The sequence below is a fragment of the Pseudomonas sp. P108 genome (assembly GCF_032613195.1).
Taxonomy (GTDB): domain Bacteria; phylum Pseudomonadota; class Gammaproteobacteria; order Pseudomonadales; family Pseudomonadaceae; genus Aquipseudomonas.
Genome location: NZ_CP126691.1, coordinates 1,791,174 through 1,810,289 on the forward strand (window position 1 = coordinate 1,791,174; position 19,116 = coordinate 1,810,289).

Annotated in this window: 21 protein-coding genes; 9 read left to right on the top strand and 12 right to left on the bottom strand. The window is 60.2% G+C overall.

Annotated elements, in window-relative coordinates:
• Positions 1–83: 83 nt before the first annotated feature.
• Both QOM10_RS07830 and QOM10_RS07835 read right to left on the bottom strand, forming a co-directional pair.
• A complete protein-coding gene (locus QOM10_RS07830) occupies positions 84–674 on the bottom strand; it encodes an HD domain-containing protein (RefSeq protein WP_150749272.1) in 591 nt (196 codons plus the stop codon).
• Between the two features lie 14 nt (positions 675–688).
• The gene (locus QOM10_RS07835; protein WP_316917834.1) at positions 689–1,000 is read right to left on the bottom strand and encodes a DUF962 domain-containing protein; all 312 of its coding nucleotides are present in this window, start codon (positions 998–1,000) and stop codon (positions 689–691) included.
• 164 nt (positions 1,001–1,164) lie between these two features.
• Between QOM10_RS07835 and QOM10_RS07840 the strand changes: the two genes are divergently transcribed.
• On the top strand, positions 1,165–2,226 hold the full coding sequence (locus QOM10_RS07840) for an AraC family transcriptional regulator (RefSeq protein WP_202978061.1): 1,062 nt from the start codon (positions 1,165–1,167) through the stop codon (positions 2,224–2,226).
• Here the strand turns inward: QOM10_RS07840 and QOM10_RS07845 are convergent.
• Positions 2,183–3,637 (bottom strand): TrkH family potassium uptake protein, encoded by a 1,455-nt coding sequence (locus QOM10_RS07845; RefSeq protein WP_127926275.1) that lies wholly within the window; start codon positions 3,635–3,637, stop codon positions 2,183–2,185. The genes QOM10_RS07840 and QOM10_RS07845 overlap by 44 nt on opposite strands.
• Positions 3,638–3,758: 121 nt before the next feature.
• On the opposite strand from QOM10_RS07845, the gene QOM10_RS07850 reads away from it, so the two are divergent.
• Positions 3,759–4,325, top strand: a complete 567-nt coding sequence (locus tag QOM10_RS07850; RefSeq protein WP_150749270.1) for a nitroreductase family protein — start codon at positions 3,759–3,761, stop codon at positions 4,323–4,325.
• Between the two features lie 301 nt (positions 4,326–4,626).
• Here the strand turns inward: QOM10_RS07850 and QOM10_RS07855 are convergent, their stop codons facing one another.
• The 6 genes from QOM10_RS07855 to QOM10_RS07880 all read right to left on the bottom strand — a co-directional run bounded on the left by QOM10_RS07855 (position 4,627) and on the right by QOM10_RS07880 (position 8,832).
• The gene (locus tag QOM10_RS07855; protein ID WP_127926277.1) at positions 4,627–5,967 is read right to left on the bottom strand and encodes a sensor histidine kinase; all 1,341 of its coding nucleotides are present in this window, start codon (positions 5,965–5,967) and stop codon (positions 4,627–4,629) included.
• 174 nt (positions 5,968–6,141) lie between these two features.
• On the bottom strand, positions 6,142–6,591 hold the full coding sequence (locus tag QOM10_RS07860) for a Spy/CpxP family protein refolding chaperone (RefSeq protein ID WP_016987938.1): 450 nt from the start codon (positions 6,589–6,591) through the stop codon (positions 6,142–6,144).
• A 125-nt stretch (positions 6,592–6,716) separates the two neighbouring features.
• Complete coding sequence (locus QOM10_RS07865) at positions 6,717–7,394, bottom strand: response regulator transcription factor (protein ID WP_007919679.1); 678 nt, start codon at positions 7,392–7,394, stop codon at positions 6,717–6,719.
• Positions 7,395–7,401: 7 nt separating this feature from the next.
• Positions 7,402–7,812, bottom strand: coding sequence for a translation initiation factor 2 (locus tag QOM10_RS07870; RefSeq protein WP_127926279.1), 411 nt, complete (start codon positions 7,810–7,812; stop codon positions 7,402–7,404).
• Positions 7,813–7,934: 122 nt separating this feature from the next.
• Positions 7,935–8,234 (bottom strand): YciI family protein, encoded by a 300-nt coding sequence (locus tag QOM10_RS07875; protein WP_007919677.1) that lies wholly within the window; start codon positions 8,232–8,234, stop codon positions 7,935–7,937.
• Position 8,235: 1 nt separating this feature from the next.
• Positions 8,236–8,832, bottom strand: a complete 597-nt coding sequence (locus QOM10_RS07880) for a septation protein A (protein ID WP_127926280.1) — start codon at positions 8,830–8,832, stop codon at positions 8,236–8,238.
• Positions 8,833–8,919: 87 nt separating this feature from the next.
• On the opposite strand from QOM10_RS07880, the gene QOM10_RS07885 reads away from it, so the two are divergent.
• From QOM10_RS07885 to rluB, 6 genes are all read left to right on the top strand, one after another.
• Positions 8,920–9,783: a PHP domain-containing protein gene (locus QOM10_RS07885; RefSeq protein ID WP_160038759.1), complete on the top strand. Its 864-nt coding sequence runs from the start codon at positions 8,920–8,922 to the stop codon at positions 9,781–9,783.
• Positions 9,784–9,796: 13 nt separating this feature from the next.
• Complete coding sequence (locus QOM10_RS07890; RefSeq protein ID WP_038363745.1) at positions 9,797–10,426, top strand: L-threonylcarbamoyladenylate synthase; 630 nt, start codon at positions 9,797–9,799, stop codon at positions 10,424–10,426.
• A 123-nt stretch (positions 10,427–10,549) separates the two neighbouring features.
• Positions 10,550–11,248, top strand: a complete 699-nt coding sequence (locus tag QOM10_RS07895) for a segregation and condensation protein A (protein ID WP_174245102.1) — start codon at positions 10,550–10,552, stop codon at positions 11,246–11,248.
• An 11-nt stretch (positions 11,249–11,259) separates the two neighbouring features.
• Complete coding sequence (gene scpB, locus QOM10_RS07900; RefSeq protein WP_316917835.1) at positions 11,260–12,255, top strand: SMC-Scp complex subunit ScpB; 996 nt, start codon at positions 11,260–11,262, stop codon at positions 12,253–12,255.
• A gap of 128 nt (positions 12,256–12,383) precedes the next feature.
• The gene (locus tag QOM10_RS07905; protein ID WP_127926283.1) at positions 12,384–12,575 is read left to right on the top strand and encodes a DUF1289 domain-containing protein; all 192 of its coding nucleotides are present in this window, start codon (positions 12,384–12,386) and stop codon (positions 12,573–12,575) included.
• A 143-nt stretch (positions 12,576–12,718) separates the two neighbouring features.
• The gene (gene rluB, locus QOM10_RS07910; RefSeq protein ID WP_038363752.1) at positions 12,719–13,939 is read left to right on the top strand and encodes a 23S rRNA pseudouridine(2605) synthase RluB; all 1,221 of its coding nucleotides are present in this window, start codon (positions 12,719–12,721) and stop codon (positions 13,937–13,939) included.
• A gap of 189 nt (positions 13,940–14,128) precedes the next feature.
• Here the strand turns inward: rluB and QOM10_RS07915 are convergent, their stop codons facing one another.
• Both QOM10_RS07915 and QOM10_RS07920 read right to left on the bottom strand, forming a co-directional pair.
• Positions 14,129–15,094: a leucyl aminopeptidase gene (locus tag QOM10_RS07915; RefSeq protein WP_127926284.1), complete on the bottom strand. Its 966-nt coding sequence runs from the start codon at positions 15,092–15,094 to the stop codon at positions 14,129–14,131.
• Positions 15,095–15,164: 70 nt separating this feature from the next.
• Positions 15,165–15,302: a hypothetical protein gene (locus QOM10_RS07920; protein WP_003222780.1), complete on the bottom strand. Its 138-nt coding sequence runs from the start codon at positions 15,300–15,302 to the stop codon at positions 15,165–15,167.
• 892 nt (positions 15,303–16,194) lie between these two features.
• Between QOM10_RS07920 and QOM10_RS07925 the strand changes: the two genes are divergently transcribed.
• Positions 16,195–17,613, top strand: coding sequence for an amino acid permease (locus QOM10_RS07925; protein ID WP_160038767.1), 1,419 nt, complete (start codon positions 16,195–16,197; stop codon positions 17,611–17,613).
• 74 nt (positions 17,614–17,687) lie between these two features.
• Here QOM10_RS07925 and glyA read toward each other — a convergent pair whose 3' ends face one another.
• On the bottom strand, positions 17,688–19,037 hold the full coding sequence (gene glyA / locus QOM10_RS07930; protein WP_316917836.1) for a serine hydroxymethyltransferase: 1,350 nt from the start codon (positions 19,035–19,037) through the stop codon (positions 17,688–17,690).
• Between the last annotated feature and the right edge of the window lie 79 nt (positions 19,038–19,116).

Here is a 19,116-nt window from a genome sequence, read left to right on the forward strand (position 1 = left end):
AGGCTCACTCCTACAGGGGTACGCATTTCAACTGTAGGAGTGAGCCTGCTCGCGATGAACCGCGCAGCGGTTCCCGAGGATGATTACGCTGGCGAGTGTTCCTCCATCGCGGCCTTGTAAATCGAGTTCTTCGGCTGCGCAAACAACCGCTCCATCATCGGCTCAAAGAAGCTCAACGGCAGCGTGTCATAGTCAGGATCAAACGCCGCCGCATCGTATTTGGCACAAAACTCGGCGGTCGCTTGATACTGCGGATGGCCGGCGAACTGCTCGCGCAGATGCCGATCCATGCCCAGGTGATGAAAGAAGTAATAACCCTGAAACACACCATGCTTTTCGACCATCCACAGATTCTCGGCACTGACGAATGGCTTGAGAATCGCTGCGGCAATGTCCGGATGGTTATACGAGCCGAGCGTGTCACCAATGTCATGCAGCAACGCGCAAACCACGTATTCCTCGTCGCGCCCGTCACGAAAGGCACGGGTCGCGGTTTGCAGCGAGTGGGTCAGGCGATCCACCGGAAAGCCGCCGAAATCGCCTTCGAGCAATTTCAGGTGAGTCATGATCCGCGAGGGCAACTGTTTGGCGTAGGCACTGAAATCTGCGGCGATGATCGCCCAGTCTTCCTGCGTACCGTCCTTCATGTGAGTGAAGCGGGCATTGGCATTCATTGGCTGACCCTCATTCAGAACGCCACGCGACCCAGAATCATGTCGCGGTACATGACGAAGTCGCCGAACAGGCTGTACAGCGGATGCTGGAAAGTCGCCGGCCGGTTCTTTTCAAAGAAGAAGTGCCCGACCCAGGCAAAGCTGTAGCCGGCCAGCGGCACGGCCAATAACAGCAGCCAGGCGCCCTTGGCGATGGTCATCGCGACAATGAAGATCACCAACGTGGTGCCGATGAAATGCAGGCGCCGGCAGGTGCTGTTGCTGTGTTCGCCGAGGTAGTACGGATAGAACTCAGCGAAGCTGTTGAAATGCTTGATGTTTTCCACGACCGCGTTCTCTGTGGTTATTGTTCTGGCGACGAGTTGTTCTGCGGGTAGCTTATTTGAGTCTAGAGTGATCATTGGCGTGGGCCAGTGACAATCGGCGCCACTTTAGTATCCTTGGCAAATCAGGCCGTAGCATGCGGCCCCTCATGTAAAAGAAAAACGCCATGAGCGAACGAACGACTTCTGCAAGCTGGGCGATGGGGATTGTCAAAGCATTGGAGATGGACGGCCTGGATTGCCGGGTTCTGTTCAAGCAACTGGGGCTCGATTACACGGCTCTGGATGATCCGGATGCACGCTTCCCGCAAGATTCCATGACCCGTCTCTGGCAACGGGCGGTCGAGGTGTCCGGTAATCCGGCGATCGGTCTGAACATGGGCAAGGTGGTGCGACCGGCGTCGTTTCATGTCGCCGGCTACGCGTTGATGTCGAGCAATACCCTGGCCGAAGGCTTCCAGCGACTGGTGCGTTATCAGCGGATCATCGCCGAAAGTGCCGACCTGAGCTTCCGTCTGCTGGAAGAAGGTTATGCGCTGATTCTGACCGTGCACGGCGACCATCTGCCGCCGACCCGGCAGAGTGCCGAAGCCTCGCTGGCCTGTGCACTGGGGCTGTGCGGCTGGTTGACCGGGCGCACGCTGCATCCGGTCAAAGTGCTGGTGCAGGGTGATCAGCCGGAAAATCTGCAACCCTACAAACAAGCCTTCCACGCGCCATTGGTGTTCAACGCGCCGTACGATGCGCTGATCTTCGAACGCGCCGACATGGAAGCACCGCTGCCCACCGCCAACGAGGCGATGGCGCTGTTGCATGACCGCTTTGCCGGGGAGTATCTGGCACGATTTTCCGAAAGCCGCGTCACCCATAAGGCGCGACAAGTGCTGTGCCGGTTGCTGCCACAAGGCGAACCGAAGCGCGATACCGTGGCGCAGACCCTGCATCTGTCGCAGCGCACCTTGCAGCGGCGGTTGCAGGAGGAGGGCACGAGTTTTCAGCAACTGCTCGATGACACGCGCCGCGAACTGGCCGAGCAGTATCTGGCGCAGCCGAGCATGACCTTGCTGGAAATCGCATACCTGTTGGGTTTTGCCGACCCAAGCAACTTCTTTCGTGCGTTCCGCCGCTGGTTCGACACCACGCCCGGCGATTACCGGACGCGGTTGTTGCAGGCGCCGGGTGCGATCAGTGACGCCAAAAGGCCGGAATACACAGTACAAACACCGTAATGATCTCCAGTCGGCCGAGCAGCATGCCGAACGACAGAATCCATTTGGCCGCATCGGGCAGGGTGGCGAAGTTGCCCGCCGGGCCGATGGTTTCGCCAAGGCCTGGGCCGACGCCGGACACGGTACTGGCGGCACCGGTCAGGGCGGTCATCCAGTCGACGCCGAGCAGCGACAGCAGCAGAGCGATCACGCAGATCGTGATGGCGAAGAAGAACGAAAAGGTCAGAATCGAGCGCACGATCTCTTCGTCGAGGCGGTGACCGTTGTACTTCTGCTTGATCACCGCGCGCGGGTGAATCAGCTGATTAAGGTTGGCCTTGAGCAGGATATAAGCGACCTGGAAACGGAAAATCTTGATCCCGCCCGCCGTCGACCCGGAACAGCCACCGACAAACCCCAGATAGAAAAACAGCATCAGCGAGAAGTTGCCCCACAGGCTGTAATCACCGAGGGCAAACCCGGTGGTGGTGACCACCGACGTCACGTTCAGCGCCACGTGGCGCAGCGCTTCGAGCCAGTGCAGCTTGGTCGTCCACCAGTACCAGGTACCGAGCACCAGCCAGGTCACCAGCAGCATCCCGAGCAAACCCTGCACCTGTTGATCCCTGATCAGCGCTTTGCGGTTGCCGCGCAGCGTCGCCACGTACAGGGTGAACGGCAGGCTGCCGAGAATCATGATGACCACCGCGACCCAGTGCACCGCCGGTTGCGTCCACTTGGCCAGGGATTGGTCGGAGGTCGAGAATCCGCCGGTGGAAATCGCCGACATCGCATGGTTGATCGCATCGAACGGGCTCATCCCGGCCCACCAGAATGCCAGGCTGCCAAGGATGGTGATGCCGACGTACGCGGCTACGATCAGCCGCGCCACCATGTGCGAGCGGGGCATGACTTTTTCCGAGCGGTCCGAGGACTCGGTCTGGAACAGGCGCATGCCACCGATGCGCAGCAGCGGCAGAATCGCCACCGCCATACCGATAAAGCCGATGCCGCCGATCCAGTGCAGCAGCGAGCGCCACATCAGAATACCGGGGGACATGGTGTCGAGGCCGTTGAGCACGGTCGAACCGGTGGCGGTGATGCCGGACATGCTTTCGAAGAACGAATCGGTGTAGCTGATGTGCTGGGTCAGCAGAAACGGCAGCGCGGCAAAGATGCACACCACCAGCCAACTGCTGACCGTCAGCAGATACATGTCACGCGGACGCAGGTGAATGTGTTCCGGTCGGCCGGGAATCACCAACGCAAGGCCGGCGACGAAAGTGATCATGCTCGCCCAGAGGAACGACGGCAGGTCGCTGGTGCGCTCGAAAATCACCAGGGTGGCCATGGGCACGACCATGGCGACAGCCAGGGTGATCAGGAAGATGCCGATGATGAAACCAATGATCCGTAAGGTCGGCAACGCCATGAAGTCCGCTCGGGCTGATGTGGGAAGGGCGCCATTCTACCCGTGGGGCAGGGCATGTAAACCGGCATCCTGTGTACAGATGAAGCTAGAATAGCTGCACATTTTTCTCAGGAGGTGGCCGATGCAGGCTCTCGACGCGTTGCTCAACCGTGTTTCCGTTCCACGACTGGTCGAACCGGCCCCCACTGCCGAGCAGCGCGAAGCCCTGTTTGGTGCAGCATTGCGCGCGCCGGATCACGGGCATTTGCAGCCGTATCGCTTTCTGACTGTCGAAGGCGCGGCGCGTGAGCAGATGGGCGAGTTGCTGGCCGAGGCTGCGCAGATGCAGGATGGCGAAGTCACCGAAGCGATGATCGACAAGGCGCGCAACGGCCCGCTACGGGCGCCGCTGGTGGTTGTGGTGATCGCCAGGTTGCAGGAACACGTCAAGTACCCGAAGGCCGAGCAGTTGCTGGCGGCCGGGTGTGCGGCCCACGGGATTTTGCTGGCGGCGTATGCGCAGGGGATTGGTGCGGTGTGGCGTACGGGTGATCTGGCGTATTCGCCGCATGTGGCCAAAGGTTTGGGGCTGGCGGACGGTGAAGAGGTGATTGCGTTTCTTTACCTCGGCACGCCGCAGAAAGAACCGCGTGTGGCGGAGAAGGTTGATCTGGCTGAGTTTGTTAGTGCCTGGCCCGGTAAGGCGTAAAGCGAAGAGCCCCTCACCCTAGCCCTCTCCCAGAGGGAGAGGGGACTGATTGGGGGATGCTTTAGAGATACGCCGACCTGAAAGTGCTCGGCTGAATCCAGAATCGATAACGGCTCCAATGCATTTCGAGCTCGGAGTCGATAACGGTTCCGATGCATTTCGAACCCAGAGTCGGCGACGATTCACGTGCCTTCCGGGCCCATAATCGACTCGGTGTTTCAGGTCGATGTATGACGCAAGACACCGCGGTCGGCCCCCTCTCCCTCTGGGAGAGGGTTGGGGTGAGGGTCGCTTTTAGCTCTTAAAGTTGCACCACCGCTCCCGGCACCAATGGCAATTCCAGACTGGCAATAAACCCACCCTGCGGATGATTGGCCAACGTCAAACTCCCGCCATGGCGCTCCGCCGCCCTGCGTGCAATCGCCAGCCCCAAGCCATGCCCTGCCGCCGTCTGCCCCGGAGCGCGATAAAACGGCTCGCCCAACTGACTCAAATGTTCGGCCTGCACCCCCGGCCCATGGTCACGCACACTCACGACAATTTTTTCGCCCTGACGAGAGGCCTGCATTTCTATCGCCTGACCTTCCGGGTTGAAGCGCTGGGCATTGCGCAACAGGTTATCGACGGCGCGCTCGATCATGGTCGGCCAGCCCTTCAGATTCAGTTGCGGCTCGGCATCGAGACGCACGATCTGCTCGGGCGATCCAAGTTCCGCATCCTTCTGCAACGTGCCGAGCAGGACATTCAGATCCACATCTTCGGCACTGGCGTTGTCGGCATCGACTCGCGCCAGCACCAGAATTTCACTGATCAACGCTTCCAGCCGATCACACTCGCGGGTCAGCCGTGGCCAGAGTTTCTCGCGTTCTTCAGGATTCGCTCGTTCGGCCAGCGCCAAGGCAATCCGCAGCCGGGCCAACGGTGAGCGCAATTCATGGGAGACGTCGCGCAGCAACTGACGCTGGCTGCCGATCAGGCTTTGCAGGCGCGCACCCATGCGGTTGAAATCGGTAGCGAGTACGCCGAACTCGTCGCGGCGGTTGGCCAGTTTCGCCAGGCTGTTCTGCTGATACGTGGTCTGCCCCAGATCATGCACTGCGCCGCGCAAACGGCTGAGCGGGCGGGTGATGGAGAAGGTCACCAGCAGACTGAACAAGGTCAGCACCACCAGCGCGATGCCCAGCGCGCTCAGCGGCCAGAGCAGGCTTTCGCGGTGCCAGGCGTCGAGTTCCGGGTGCGGGATGCGGTAGATAAAGAGGTAGGTGTCACCGGTTTTTTCGCTGGTGAACTCATCGGTCAGGCGGCGCCAGGGCAGACGGCGGTCGTCGTTATTCTGGCGAGCTTCGAAGGCAGCGGCGCGGCGCGGGAAGGTGCCGCGCACTACCGGGTCGCCGGATTCGTTGAGTACCTGAACGTCGATGTGATATTGGCGTTTGCGCTGTTCGAGAATGTCCTGAGCGGCTTCTTCGCCCTGGGCTTCGTAAGTTTGTGTCCATTCGCCGGCGAGGGTGTTGAGGCCCGGATGACGGCTGAGGATCCACGCGTCCTGGTTGAGCATGTGCCCGAGCAGAATGGACAGCCCGGCCACCAGAGCGATGGCCAGCCAGAAGCTCGCGAGAATACGCCAGAACAATGAACGCACAGAAAATCCTCAATCAAACACAAATCCCTGTAGGAGTGAGCCTGCTCGCGATAGCGGTGAGTCAGACAAGTATCCGTTGACTGACACACCGCTATCGCGAGCAGGCTCACTCCTACATTGGATCGGTGGAAAAAGACCCGACGGTGTTTAGCCGTCGGGTCCGGGGTCAGAACATTATTGCGCCTTTTGCGCCTGTTGCGCCTTCCACGCCTTGAACTCGGCCCATTCGGCGCGACGCTCGGCCTGTTTCTTCTGGATCTCGTCGAATTTCTTCTGTTGATCCGGTTTCAGCACGGCGCGGACATCGGTCTCGGCTTTCTTGTGGTTGGCCGCCATCTCGTCCTTCATGGCTTTCTGGTCAGCCGGCGAGAGTTTTTCCAGGTACTTGTCGACCACTTGCTTACGCTCGTGCATCTGCTCGCCCATGATCTTGCGGATCTGTTCGCGCTGTTCGCGGGACAGGTCGAGTTGGCTGTACGGGCCTTTGCCGTGCATGCCGTGCATCTGACCGCCGTGGCGTGGGCCGTCAAGCGGGCCACCCATCGGGCCGCCGTCTTGCGGCATGGCCATGGCGACGGTTGGCAGAGCGGCAGCGAACATCAGAGCGATAAGAGTCTTGCGCATGGTGAATCTCCTTGTCTCGTTCCCGGTACGTTCCGGATGAGTACAGATTACGGAGATCAAGGTCAGCGGCGGTCAGCGCTGCGTAAAGCTTCGGTAAAGACGCTCAAGCGCTGACCTGACAAAACCTACAGGCTATAGAAGTAACCGCGGCTGCGCAGAGCGACGATGCGCGGGCGGCCGTCGGGGTGCGGACCGATCTTCTTGCGCAGGTTGCTGACGTGCATGTCGAGGCTGCGGTCGTACAGGGTCAGCTTGCGGCCGAGGGCGAGCTGCGCCAGTTCCTGTTTGTCCAGTGGTTCGCCAGGCTGCTTGAGCAGCGCTTCGAGCAGACGGCTTTCGGACACGGTAAGGGTCAGTTCTTTTTCGTCGATGCTGACCACACCACGCACCGGGCTGAAACTCAGGTCGCCCAGTTCGAGTTGCGTCGACACGGCCGCAGGATGACTGCGGCGCAACACCGCACGCAGGCGCGCAGTCAGTTCGCGCGGATCACAAGGTTTGGCCAGGTAATCGTCGGCGCCCAGTTCCAGGCCGAGGATACGGTCCAGCGGCTCACCACGGGCCGAGAGCATCAGCACCGGCAGGTCGGCGTGATCGTTGCGCAATTGCTTGAGCAGCTCCAGACCGCTGCCGTCGGGCAGCATCACGTCCAGCACCACCGCCGCCGGGGCCGTTTCAGCCAAGGCCTTGCGGGCGCTCTGGCCATCGTGGCAGGCACGCACCTGGAAGCCTTCCTGGCTCAGCCAGCTACTCAGGAGTTCGCACAACTCCTGGTCATCATCAATCAGTAACAGCTCGCTCATGACTCACTCAATTTAGCCATTGCCGACGTTTTCGGCTTGCTCCACTGGCAAAGATACCGCAGAGCAGCGCCAATAGCGCTACTCCGCCTCCCGTAACGAACCACTGCTGCTGGTCGGTCAGCAGGCGCGGCAAGGGACTTGCCTGGGCTTCCTTGAGTTGCAGCTTGAGACGCTGGTTCTCCTGGCGCAACCGGGCAAGCTGGGCGCTCTCGCGGGTATTGTCGGCATTTTGCAGTTGCTTGCTCAGTTCTTCCCGCTGCTGCTCGCTGGCCTTGAGGCGCTGCTGCAACTCGGTGATCTGGCTGCCGGCGCTTAACGACAATGGCGTGGAGCTGCCGCCTTCGGTGGATTCCTCACCATGGGCGGGCGCCATGATCGACAACGTGACCAACATCAGACACAACGGACCCTTGCGCATCGCAACACCTGCTTCCAAATGGATATTGGGCAGGTTGTCGGCAGGCAAACGAGAATAATGAGCGATTGAGAACGCGATGAACCGACAAGGTTCATCGCGTGGGAGAGACTTGCGCAGGAAAGTTACGGCAGGACTTGCTTGAATGGTTTGACGACCACGTTGGCGTAGACGCCAGCGGCGATGTACGGGTCGGCGTCAGCCCACGCTTGCGCGGCGCTCAGGGAGTCGAATTCGGCAACGATCAGGCTGCCGGTGAAACCCGCTGCGCCCGGATCATTACTGTCGACGGCCGGGTGCGGGCCGGCCAGTACGATGCGGCCTTCGCCCTTGAGCGCTTGCAGGCGTTCCAGATGCGCAGGGCGCGCGGCCAGGCGGGCTTCCAGCGAGTTGGCGACGTCGGTGGCAATGATGGCGTAGAGCATGTCAGTCCTCGGTTTTTGGAGTTGTGGTATCGGCATCGTGCAGATGGCGCGACAGGTAAATGCCCTGTGCGACCAGGAACACCAGGGTCATGCCCAGGCTGCCGAACACCTTGAAGTCCACCCAGTAGCTCTGGAAGGTGAAGGCGACGAACAGGTTGGCAGCGCCGCAGAACAGGAAAAAGGCGATCCAGGCGATGTTCAGGCGGGTCCAGACCGGATCCGGCAGGGTCAGCGCGTGGCCCATGATACGTTTGATCAACAGGCGATCGCCGATGAAGTGGCTGCCGATGAAGGCCACGGCAAACAGCCAGTTGACCACCGGCGCTTTCCACTTCAGGAAGGTTTCGCTGTGGAAGGCCAGTGTCAGGCTGCCGAACACCAGGCAGGCGATCAGGGTCAGCCATTGGCTCTTTTCCAGCTTGCGCTGTTTGATGAACAACGCGCCGTACACCACCAGGGAACTGATGATCAGCATCGCCGTGGCGCTGTAAATACCGCCTACAGTCACTTCATGGCCAGCGATGTCGACGACCCGTGGATCAAGTTTGTAAACGATGAAGAACAGCAGAAGCGGGATGAAATCGATGAATTGTTTCACAGTGAGAGCCAGAAGCTGGATGTGGCGGCATAATAACAAACATATGGGCGCGCGATAGCGCCAGCTGATTTGAGGTTACAACTCCCCGTGAATGTTGATTTGCACTGCCATAGCACGGCCTCCGATGGCGCCCTGGCGCCTGCGGTTCTGGTTGCGCGTGCGTTCGAGAACGGCGTGCGAGTCCTGGCGTTGACCGACCACGACACCCTCGAAGGTCTCGCCGAAGCGCGCACGGCGGCCAATGAATTGGGCATGCAGCTGGTCAACGGCGTCGAGTTGTCCTGCACCTGGGGCGGCGCGACCATTCATGTGTTGGGCTACGGTTTCGACGTCAATGCGGTACCGTTGGTCGAGGCCATCGCCAAATTGCACGATGGCCGCTGGCTGCGGTCGGAAGAAATAAGCCGCAAGCTCGCCCTTAAAGGCATGCCCGGTGCGCTCGACGGTGCGCGGAAAATCCAGCAGGAACTGGGCGACAGCGGCAACGCGCCGGCCCGTCCGCATTTCGCCGACTGGATGGTGCGTGAAGGTTTTGTAAAGGATCGCGCCGAGGCATTCCGCAAGTGGCTCGGTGCCGGCAAGCTGGGCGACGTCAAGTTGCACTGGCCGACGCTGGAAGACACCGTCGGTACACTGCGAGCCGCCGGAGCCTGGGTCAGCCTGGCGCATCCGTGGCACTACGATTTCACCCGCAGCAAGCGCCGAAAGCTGATTGCCGACTATATTCAAGCAGGCGGGCATGCGATCGAGGTGGTCAATGGCCATCAGCCTGCGGAACAGGTGGGCAGCCTGGCAATCCTTGCCCGTGAGTTCGGTCTGCTGGTCAGCGCCGGCAGTGACTTCCATGGCCCTGGCGGCTGGTCCGAGATCGGCCAGTACCGGCCGGTTCCCGAGGACCTTCCACCCCTGTGGTGTCGGTTCAAACATGACACAGATATTGCCGCCGTCTGAACAGGTAGAGAATGTGAGTCAATTTTTCCAGATACATCCGGAAAACCCGCAAGCGCGCCTGATAAAACAGGCGGTCGAGATCATCCGCAAGGGCGGGGTGGTGGTTTATCCCACGGACTCTTCCTACGCGATCGGTTGCCAAATCGGCGATAAAACCGCGATCGAGCGCGTGCGTCGCCTGCGTCAGCTCGATGAAAAGCACAACTTTGCGCTGATCTGCAGCGACCTGTCGCAACTGGGCAACTACGCCAAGATCGACACCGGCACCTTCCGCATTCTCAAGGCGCACCTGCCGGGGCCGTACACCTTCATTCTCAACGCCACCCGCGAAGTGCCGCGCCTGCTGCTGCATCCGAAGAAGCGCACCATCGGCTTGCGTGTGCCGAGCCATCCGATTGCGCTGGCGCTGTTGGCCGAACTCGGCGAGCCGCTGATGAGCGTGACCCTGATCATGCCCGGCGATGAAGACCCGCTGAGCGATCCGTACGAAATGCGCCAGTTGCTCGAACATCAGGTGGACTTGATCGTCGACGGCGGCTTCGGCGGCATCAAGGCCTCCACGGTGATCGACCTGACCGGTGACGACCCGGAAGTGGTTCGCGTCGGTTGCGGCGATCCGACGCCGTTCATGGTCGAGGCCTGAATGTCCGCAGTGGAAACCGTTGCCGATCCCCAGGCCGGCGCTCAGCAAGAGCTGCCGTTTGCCATGGTCTATGGCCAGGCGGTCATGGAAATGCCGCTCGACCTGTACATCCCGCCGGATGCGCTGGAAGTCTTTCTCGAAGCCTTTGAAGGGCCGCTCGACCTGCTGCTGTACCTGATCCGCAAACAGAACATCAACATCCTCGACATCCCGGTGGCGGAAATCACCCGCCAGTACATGGGCTATGTCGAGTTGATGCAGTCGGTGCGCCTGGAACTCGCCGCCGAGTATCTGGTGATGGCCGCGATGCTCGCCGAGATCAAGTCGCGCATGCTCCTGCCGCGCGCTGAAACCGTCGAAGACGAAGAGGACGACCCACGCGCCGAACTGATCCGCCGCTTGCAGGAATACGAGCGCTTCAAGGCGGCCGCCGAAGGTATCGACGGCTTGAGCCGGGTCGGTCGTGACGTGATCGTGCCCAGGCTCGACGCCCCGGAAGCCCGCGCGCGCAAGCTGTTGCCGGATGTCGCGCTGGAAGAGATTTTGATGTGCATGGCCGAAGTGCTGCGCCGTGGCGATATGTTTGAAAGCCACCAGGTCAGCCGCGAGGCACTGTCGACCCGTGAGCGCATGAGTGATGTGCTGGAACGGCTCAAGGGCGGCGGATTTGTGCCGTTCGTCGAACTGTTCACCGCCGAAGAGGGCAGGCTGGGTGTGGTAGTGACCTTTATGGCGATCCTTGAACTGGTCAAGGAATCCTTGGTCGAGCTGGTGCAGAATGAGCCGTTCGCCGCGATCCACGTGCGAGCCCGAGCCGAATAACGAGTCGAAACATGAACCTGACTGAACCCCGCGAGCTGGCATCCCTGCTTGAAGCCTTTCTGTTGGCCTCGGGAAAGCCGCAATCCCTTGAGCGCCTCTTTGAACTGTTTGAAGAGGGCGAACGCCCCGAGCCTGCAGTTTTCAAGAAAGCCCTGACCCTGCTCGGCAAGTCCTGCGAGGGCCGTGCTTTCGAACTCAAGGAAGTCTCGTCGGGCTATCGCTTGCAGATCCGCGAGAAGTTTTCGCCGTGGGTTGGCCGCTTGTGGGAAGAGCGCCCGCAGCGTTATTCCCGTGCGCTGTTGGAAACCATCGCGCTGATCGCCTATCGCCAGCCGATCACCCGTGGCGAGATCGAAGACGTGCGTGGCGTGGCGGTAAACAGCAACATCGTCAAAACCTTGCTGGAACGTGAGTGGATCCGCGTCGTCGGCTACCGCGATGTGCCGGGCAAACCGGCGATGTTTGCCACCACCAAGATGTTTCTCGATCACTTCAACCTGAAGAACCTCGAAGACCTGCCGCCGCTCGCCGAACTGCGCGAGATGGAAACTGACCCGGTGCTTGATTTCGACGACGCCCCGGTGCCGCAGGGCTTGCAGGAACTGGCCGACGCCAGCGCCGAGCCGGAGGAGGAGAAGGAAGAGACCAGTTTCCATACGCTGCTCCTGGAACTGGACAGCATGGAAGAGGGGATCAAGACCGACTTCGACGATTTGCTGCGGGATGCGGTGGATGGTGAGGCACCGACGGTTGATGCAGAAACCGAGACTGAGCCTGAGCCACAGATCGCCGAGCCCACCATCGAAGTTGAACTTGAAGCCGAGCCAGAAGCCGAACCGGAAGAGGACATTCTTGGCGTCGCCGAAGCCCGCGAAAAGCTGTTGGCTGTCGTCGCCGCCCTCGAACAACCGGCGCCAGAACCCGAACCGGAGCTGAGCGAAGAAGAAGCCGAGGCCCGCGCCCTGGCCGAAGCCATCGAAGCCGAACGCCGCGAATTCGAAGACTGATTACGAACAACTGTGGGAGCGAGCCTGCTCGCGAATGCGGTGTGTCAGACAACGATGATGTCGACTGACAGGGCCCTTTCGCGAGCAGGCTCGCTCCCACAGGAAACGGTGCATATTTGGAGTGAGTGATGAGTTCCACCAAAGACCCGTGCATCAGCCTCTGCAAATTCAGCGACGACATCTGCCTCGGCTGCGGCCGCAGCAAGCGCGAAATCAAAGCCTGGAAGAAACTCGACAAGGACGACAAGCGCACCGTGCTGGCCGAAGCCGCGCTGCGCCTGATCAAACTGGGCAGCGCCGGTCGGCGGAAAAAGAAATAACTGTCGATCGATCAGCTAGTCTCTGATGCGCGACGGCGCACATCCGCGTATGATTCGCGACCCTTCGCCGATCCCTTCGGCTGAGTACCCAGATTTCAATGCTTCAGGCGCCGCCTGAACAGACCACACCGGGAGGTGCCCAGATGAGCGACATCATTCAGAAAGACGACCAGGAAATCGGCCCAGCAGGCGAAAAACTGCAGAAAGTCCTCGCCCGTATCGGCGTCGGCTCGCGCCGTGACGTGGAATCCTGGATCAGCCAGGGCCGGATCAAGGTCAATGGCAAAGACGCCACCCTCGGTCTGCGCGTCGACATGCACGACGCCATCACCATTGATGGCAAGGTCATCAAGCGCGAAGAGGCGGCCGAATCGGTACGCCGCGTGATCATGTACAACAAGCCCGATGGCGAGATCTGCACCCGTGACGACCCGGAAGGCCGTCCGACCGTGTTCGACAAGCTGCCGCGTCCGAAAGAAGGTCGCTGGATCAACATCGGTCGTCTCGACATCAACACCACCGGTTTGCTGATGTTCACTACCGACGGTGAACTGGCCAACCGCCTGATGCATCCGTCTTACGAGATGGACCGTGAGTACGCCGTGCGTGTACGCGGTGAAGTCGACGACGAAATGATCGAGCGCCTGAAGGCTGGCGTGGTGCTGGAAGATGGCCCGGCCAAATTCACCGACATCAAGCAGGCCCCGGGTGGCGAAGGTTTCAACCACTGGTATCACTGCGTGGTGATGGAAGGTCGTAACCGTGAGGTTCGTCGTCTGTGGGAATCCCAAGGTCTGGTGGTCAGCCGTCTGAAACGCGTGCGTTTCGGCCCGGTGTTCCTCAACTCCGACCTGCCAATGGGCCGCTGGCGCGAAATGAGCCAGTACGAAGTCGACATCCTCAGTGCTGAAGTCGGCCTGACGCCGGTTGCGATGCCGCAGCTGAACGCCAAGAGCAAAGACAAGCTTGAGCGCATGCAGCGCAAATCGTCGCGTCCGATGGGCAAGACCGAGCGCGTCCGCACGCTGCGTCCAGCCGCTGGCGCGCCGACCGGCCCACGCCCAAGCCGTGAGCCGCAGATCGAAGGCGAGCGTCCAGGTCGCAAGCCAGTCGCCCGTGACGGCGAGCGCGCTCCGCGTCCGGCCAACGGTCGCACTGAGCGTGGCGAGCGTGGTGCACCTGCCGGTCGTGGTACGCCAGTGGCGGATCGTCCAGCAGACACCACCAACAAGCGTCCGGCCAAGCCTGCGCCGAAGCGTCCGGGGATCAAGCTGGTTGATGGCGACAAGCCGTCGGGCAAACGTCGTGGTGCACCGGCAGGTTCCGGTCAGCGTCCGGGGTTTGGTCGCAAGAAACCTGAGTGATCGGGTTTAGCGCCGAATGAAAAAACGCCAACCGCAGGGTTGGCGTTTTTTTTCGTCTGGCGCACACCGATCGTTCCAACGCTCTGCGTGGGAATGCCTCAACGGACGCTCCGCGTTCGGCTCTAGAGGGACGCGGAGCGTCCCGGGCTGCATTCCCACGCGGAGCGTGGGAATGATCAGGTGCCGGCCCTAAAACACAAACCGCCCATCAAACACCGGCTTGTCATCCAGCGCCAACACCCCGCCAGAAAAGATCAGATCCAGATGATGACTACCCTTGGCGCCACCACCCAACCCAAGGTGCAACCCACAATGCCGTTCCTCAAACCCGGCATTGCGCGCATACAGATCCTTCACGCCTTCGTTGGTGCCAATCCCCAGCTCTTCAATCCGCCGGTTCGAAGGATTGGCGTCCAGGTATTTGTTGAAGTCATGCTCCAGCCCCGGCACGTCCGTGGCGATGCGGCTGATGGTCGAGTTCTCGATCCACAGTTCCAGCGGTGATTCCAGCACGCCGTATTTGCGTGCAAACGGAATGGTGCTGAGGAATGTGCCCTTGAATTTCACATGGCCGTTGATGGCTTCGCTATGAGTCGCGATTTCCCCGGGGGCCAGGTCGAAGTTGCCGACGCCGTTGATGTCGGTCCATTTCTTGATGCTGCTCAGCGGCGTTTCAAACCATGAGCCGTCGTCGTCCTTGAAGCTCAGCGTGGTCGCCTGGGACATGCGCTGGATCAGGTGACTGTTGAGCCCGGCAATCCGCTGCGGGGTGACGCTGAAGGTGTCGTAGAAATACTCGCCGTAGTCCTTGAACAGCAGCGACTTCTTCCAGTTTTCCGCCATCACGCCTTGCAGCGCGCGGACGAACTCCGGGCCATCGGGGCGCGGGTTGGGCAGGGTGGAAGAGTCGTAGAAGAAAATGTACAGATCGCTGTCGGTGATTGCCGAGGTCAGCGTTGCGGTGCTTTCCAGGTCCAGGCGTCGGGCGCTGAACTGGAAACGAGGATGATCGCCAGCCTGTTCGGCGATGGCGCCGGTCAGCGCTTCGTAATCAGCCGTGTGGCCGAGCAGTACCTTCGCCGAGTCGAGGCCGGCAAGGGCAGGGTGGTGTTCGAGGTAGTAAAGGAAATGCGAGATCGCGCGGGGCTTATCCATGAGTCCTCCCTGACTGACCGTGAAGAAAGCGGCAGGCACGACCGGCCGGATCGTGCCTGCCCGGGATGTCTTACAGAGGCCACATCGCCGTGCCGAACGGAACTACCGCGTCGGCTTGCATCATTTCTACAGCCGCCTCGTGGGTCGGTGCTTCAAACCATTCGTCCAGTTGCAGTTCGGTATCCAAGTCTTTTTCCAGTGCTTGCATGGTCGATCTCCTAGATGACTTTCACGGTTGTGACTGGCCGGTCGAGGTGGCCGGCGAGACGTGAAGAACCTAGTTCAGGGACTTTTGTAATGCAAAAAATTATTTATTTAATTTTTAAATAGACTTTTTATTCTGTTTTTCAGCGGCAGTTTTCTTATTTGAAAACAAAAAACTAAACGGCACGTTTCATTAGCAAGCTAGCTACCGTCAATTTGCAGACGTCTGACAGATATTTCTGAAATGGAAACTCTGCGTTACGCGTCGTAAAGAAATGTTTACAAAAAAGCCGATAAAACCGAGTGAATCCAGACTTCCATGCGCGCTGTAAGGAAAAGCTGCCGAAGCCTGATTGGCCGGGCGTTGCGCAAGGCTCTGGCGCGCTTGTTTCAGCGGCGTTGGCAGGGTGAGATGCGCCCCATGCCTGTCGTGCAGGTGCATAACAAGAAGGAGGCGCAATGAACGCCGCGACTGATCTCCACCTCTCTCCGTGGGACGGTTTTTTCCTCGTCCACGCCGATGGCCTGCAAAGGCCTGACTCAATTTTTGCAGCCGCCCGAGCGTCTCGAGGCGGACACACGCAATCCCGGCAACCGACACGCTGATCCAGCGGGGTCTGGCAGCAGGGGGTTAGCGGTGTACAATGCGCCGCGTTTTAACTGTGACCCTCTGCGTAATCGCGCAATCTCAAGGCTACCCGCCTTGTTCACTCCGTGGCGCCACAAGCGTTTCGGGTTCGATTTCGTCACAGATAAAAACAAACAGGTGACGCATGACCGTTGTAAACAAGCTGAACTCCTGGTGCCTGCGCTGGGGTTTGATCGGGGCTGCCTGAAATCGCAACCTTGCAGCAACGTCTACTGAACACCATCAAACCTTGCGTGAGACCTTTTTCATGAGTGGACAACCCTCGCAATCAGGCGAGCTGAAACGCGGCCTGAAAAATCGCCACATTCAACTGATCGCCCTCGGTGGCGCGATCGGTACCGGATTGTTCCTCGGCTCGGCCGGGGTGCTGAAATCCGCCGGCCCGTCGATGATCCTCGGCTACGCCATCTGCGGCTTCATCGCCTTCATGATCATGCGCCAGCTCGGCGAGATGATTGTCGAAGAGCCGGTGGCCGGTTCCTTCAGCCATTTCGCGCACAAGTACTGGGGCGGCTTTGCCGGCTTCCTGTCGGGCTGGAACTGCTGGATTCTGTACATTCTGGTGGGCATGTCGGAGCTGACCGCGGTCGGCAAATACATCCACTACTGGGCGCCGGACATCCCGACCTGGGTCTCTGCGGCAGCCTTCTTCGTGCTGATCAACGCGATCAACCTGGCCAACGTCAAAGTCTTCGGTGAGGCCGAATTCTGGTTCGCGATCATCAAGGTCGTGGCGATCGTCGGCATGATTGCGCTCGGCAGCTACCTGCTGGTCAGCGGCAACGGCGGCCCGCAGGCCTCGGTGAGCAACCTGTGGTCGCACGGTGGTTTCTTCCCCAATGGCGTCAGCGGTCTGGTGATGGCCATGGCGATCATCATGTTCTCCTTCGGCGGTCTGGAAATGCTCGGTTTCACCGCTGCTGAAGCTGACAAGCCGAAAACCGTGATCCCGAAAGCGATCAACCAGGTGATCTACCGGATCCTGATTTTCTACATTGGTGCGCTGGTGATCCTGCTGTCGCTGACCCCGTGGGACAGCTTGCTGGAAACCCTCAACGCCTCCGGCGATTCGTACAGCGGCAGCCCGTTTGTGCAAGTGTTCTCGATGCTTGGCAGCAACACCGCCGCGCACATCCTCAATTTCGTGGTCCTGACCGCCGCGTTGTCGGTGTACAACAGTGGCACCTACTGCAACAGCCGCATGCTGTTGGGCATGGCCGAGCAGGGCGATGCGCCGAAAGGTCTGGCGAAGATCGACAAGCGTGGTGTACCGGTGCGTTCGATTCTGGCTTCGGCGGCGGTGACGCTGGTCGCTGTGTTGCTCAACTATCTGATCCCGCAGCACGCGCTGGAACTGTTGATGTCGCTGGTGGTTGCAACGCTGGTGATCAACTGGGCGATGATCAGCTTCTCGCACTTCAAGTTCCGCCAGCACATGAACAAGACGAAGCAGACGCCGCTGTTCAAGGCGCTGTGGTATCCGTACGGCAACTACATCTGCCTGGCGTTCGTCGCGTTCATCCTTGGCGTAATGCTGCTGATCCCGGGCATTCAGATCTCGGTGTACGCGATTCCGGTGTGGGTCGTGTTCATGTGGGGCTGCTACGTGATCAAGAACAAGCGCGGCGCGCAGCAGGCCGTGCATGCGGCAGGTGCCGCCAAGTAAGCGCTGACGCAGAAACAAGAAAACCGGCCTGAGTGCCGGTTTTTTTGTATGCGCAAATGCTGTGAGTCGAGGTGCTATACGTAGTCGGCGACCGGATAATCCCTGCACAAGGTTTCGACCTCTGAGCGAAACTGCGCAAGGAGCAGGGGTTCCAGCGTGTAATCCTGTTCGCCGAGCGGCGCCACAGTATTCAGAATCCGGCCGATCAAATTGACGATCTGGCGGCTGCCGTGGACATCGACCCGGCGTTGCGCCAAGGCACCCGTGCCGATGCGCAGCCCGCTGGTAACAAGTGCCGAGCGGGGGTCGCCGGGTACGCGATGTTTGCTGACGATGATCCCGCAATGCCCCAGCGCCGCCTCCGCGATGGCGCCCGTAATGCCGCCACGCAAGCGAACCAGTACCGTATGGTTTTCACTGCAGCCGCCGACCACTTCATAGTCCAGTGCCTGAAACGCCTTGGCCATTTCATCCGCCGTACTGCGGATCTGCGCCATGCAGGCATCGAATTCGGCAGACATTGCGTAGCCCAGCGCCGCAGCCTTTGCCGCGATCATATTGGCGGCAGGCGTGCCCTGCATTCGCGGGTAAGCGGCTTGATCGAGGAGGCGGCTGAAGGTGGTCCGCAAGCCGGGAATCTTGGTGTTCGCGTCACGCCCGCTGAGGATCACGCCACCCCGAGGTCCGGCGAGTTGTTTGTGCGTGCAAGTCACGGTGACGTGTGCGGCGTCGATCGGGCTTGGGTGCCTCCCGGTGGCGACAAGCCCGGCGATATGCGAAATGTCGGCGAGCAGGATGGCACCGGCTTCATCGGCAATTTCACGAAACCTTTTGAAGTCCACCACTCGCGAATAGGCGGTTGCGCCGCAGAGGATGACGCGGGGGCGATGGGCGAGCGCCAGCAGGCGTACCTTGTCGTAATCGATGAGGCCGTCGGATGTTGTGCCGTACTGGATCGCCTTGTAGTAGGCGCCGGAAAACGCAGCGAGGCTGCCATGCGTCAGATGACCACCGTGTTCCACTGCCATGCCCAGCAAGGTATCGCCCGGCTCCAGCAAGGCTGTCAGCACCTGGTAAACGGCGTTCGACGCCGAGTGCGGCTGGACGTTGGCGTATTGGGCCGCGAACAGTTCCCGCGCCCTGCGGATGGCCAGCGACTCGACCCGTTCGACGTTCTCGCATCCTGCGCTGTGAGGCTTGCCGGATATGCCTTCAGCTGTCACGTTGACCAGCACTGAAGCGCATGCCACCAAGGTTCGTGGTTGCACTGCGCAGGAAGATGAGATCAACGAAAGCGTGTGCTGTTGACGCGTGACTTCAGCATCGAGAATGGCCGCCAGTTCGGCATCTTCTGCGCGAAGATCCGCCAGGCCACGTCGCAACAAGTCAGCCTGATTCTTGAGCGGTTCAGTAGTGAATGCCATTGCTTGATTCCTTCCCTGTTTACTGTGCGCTGCGAACAGCAGCGCGCCTTCCCTGGTTTTGCGTGATGCGAACATCCTG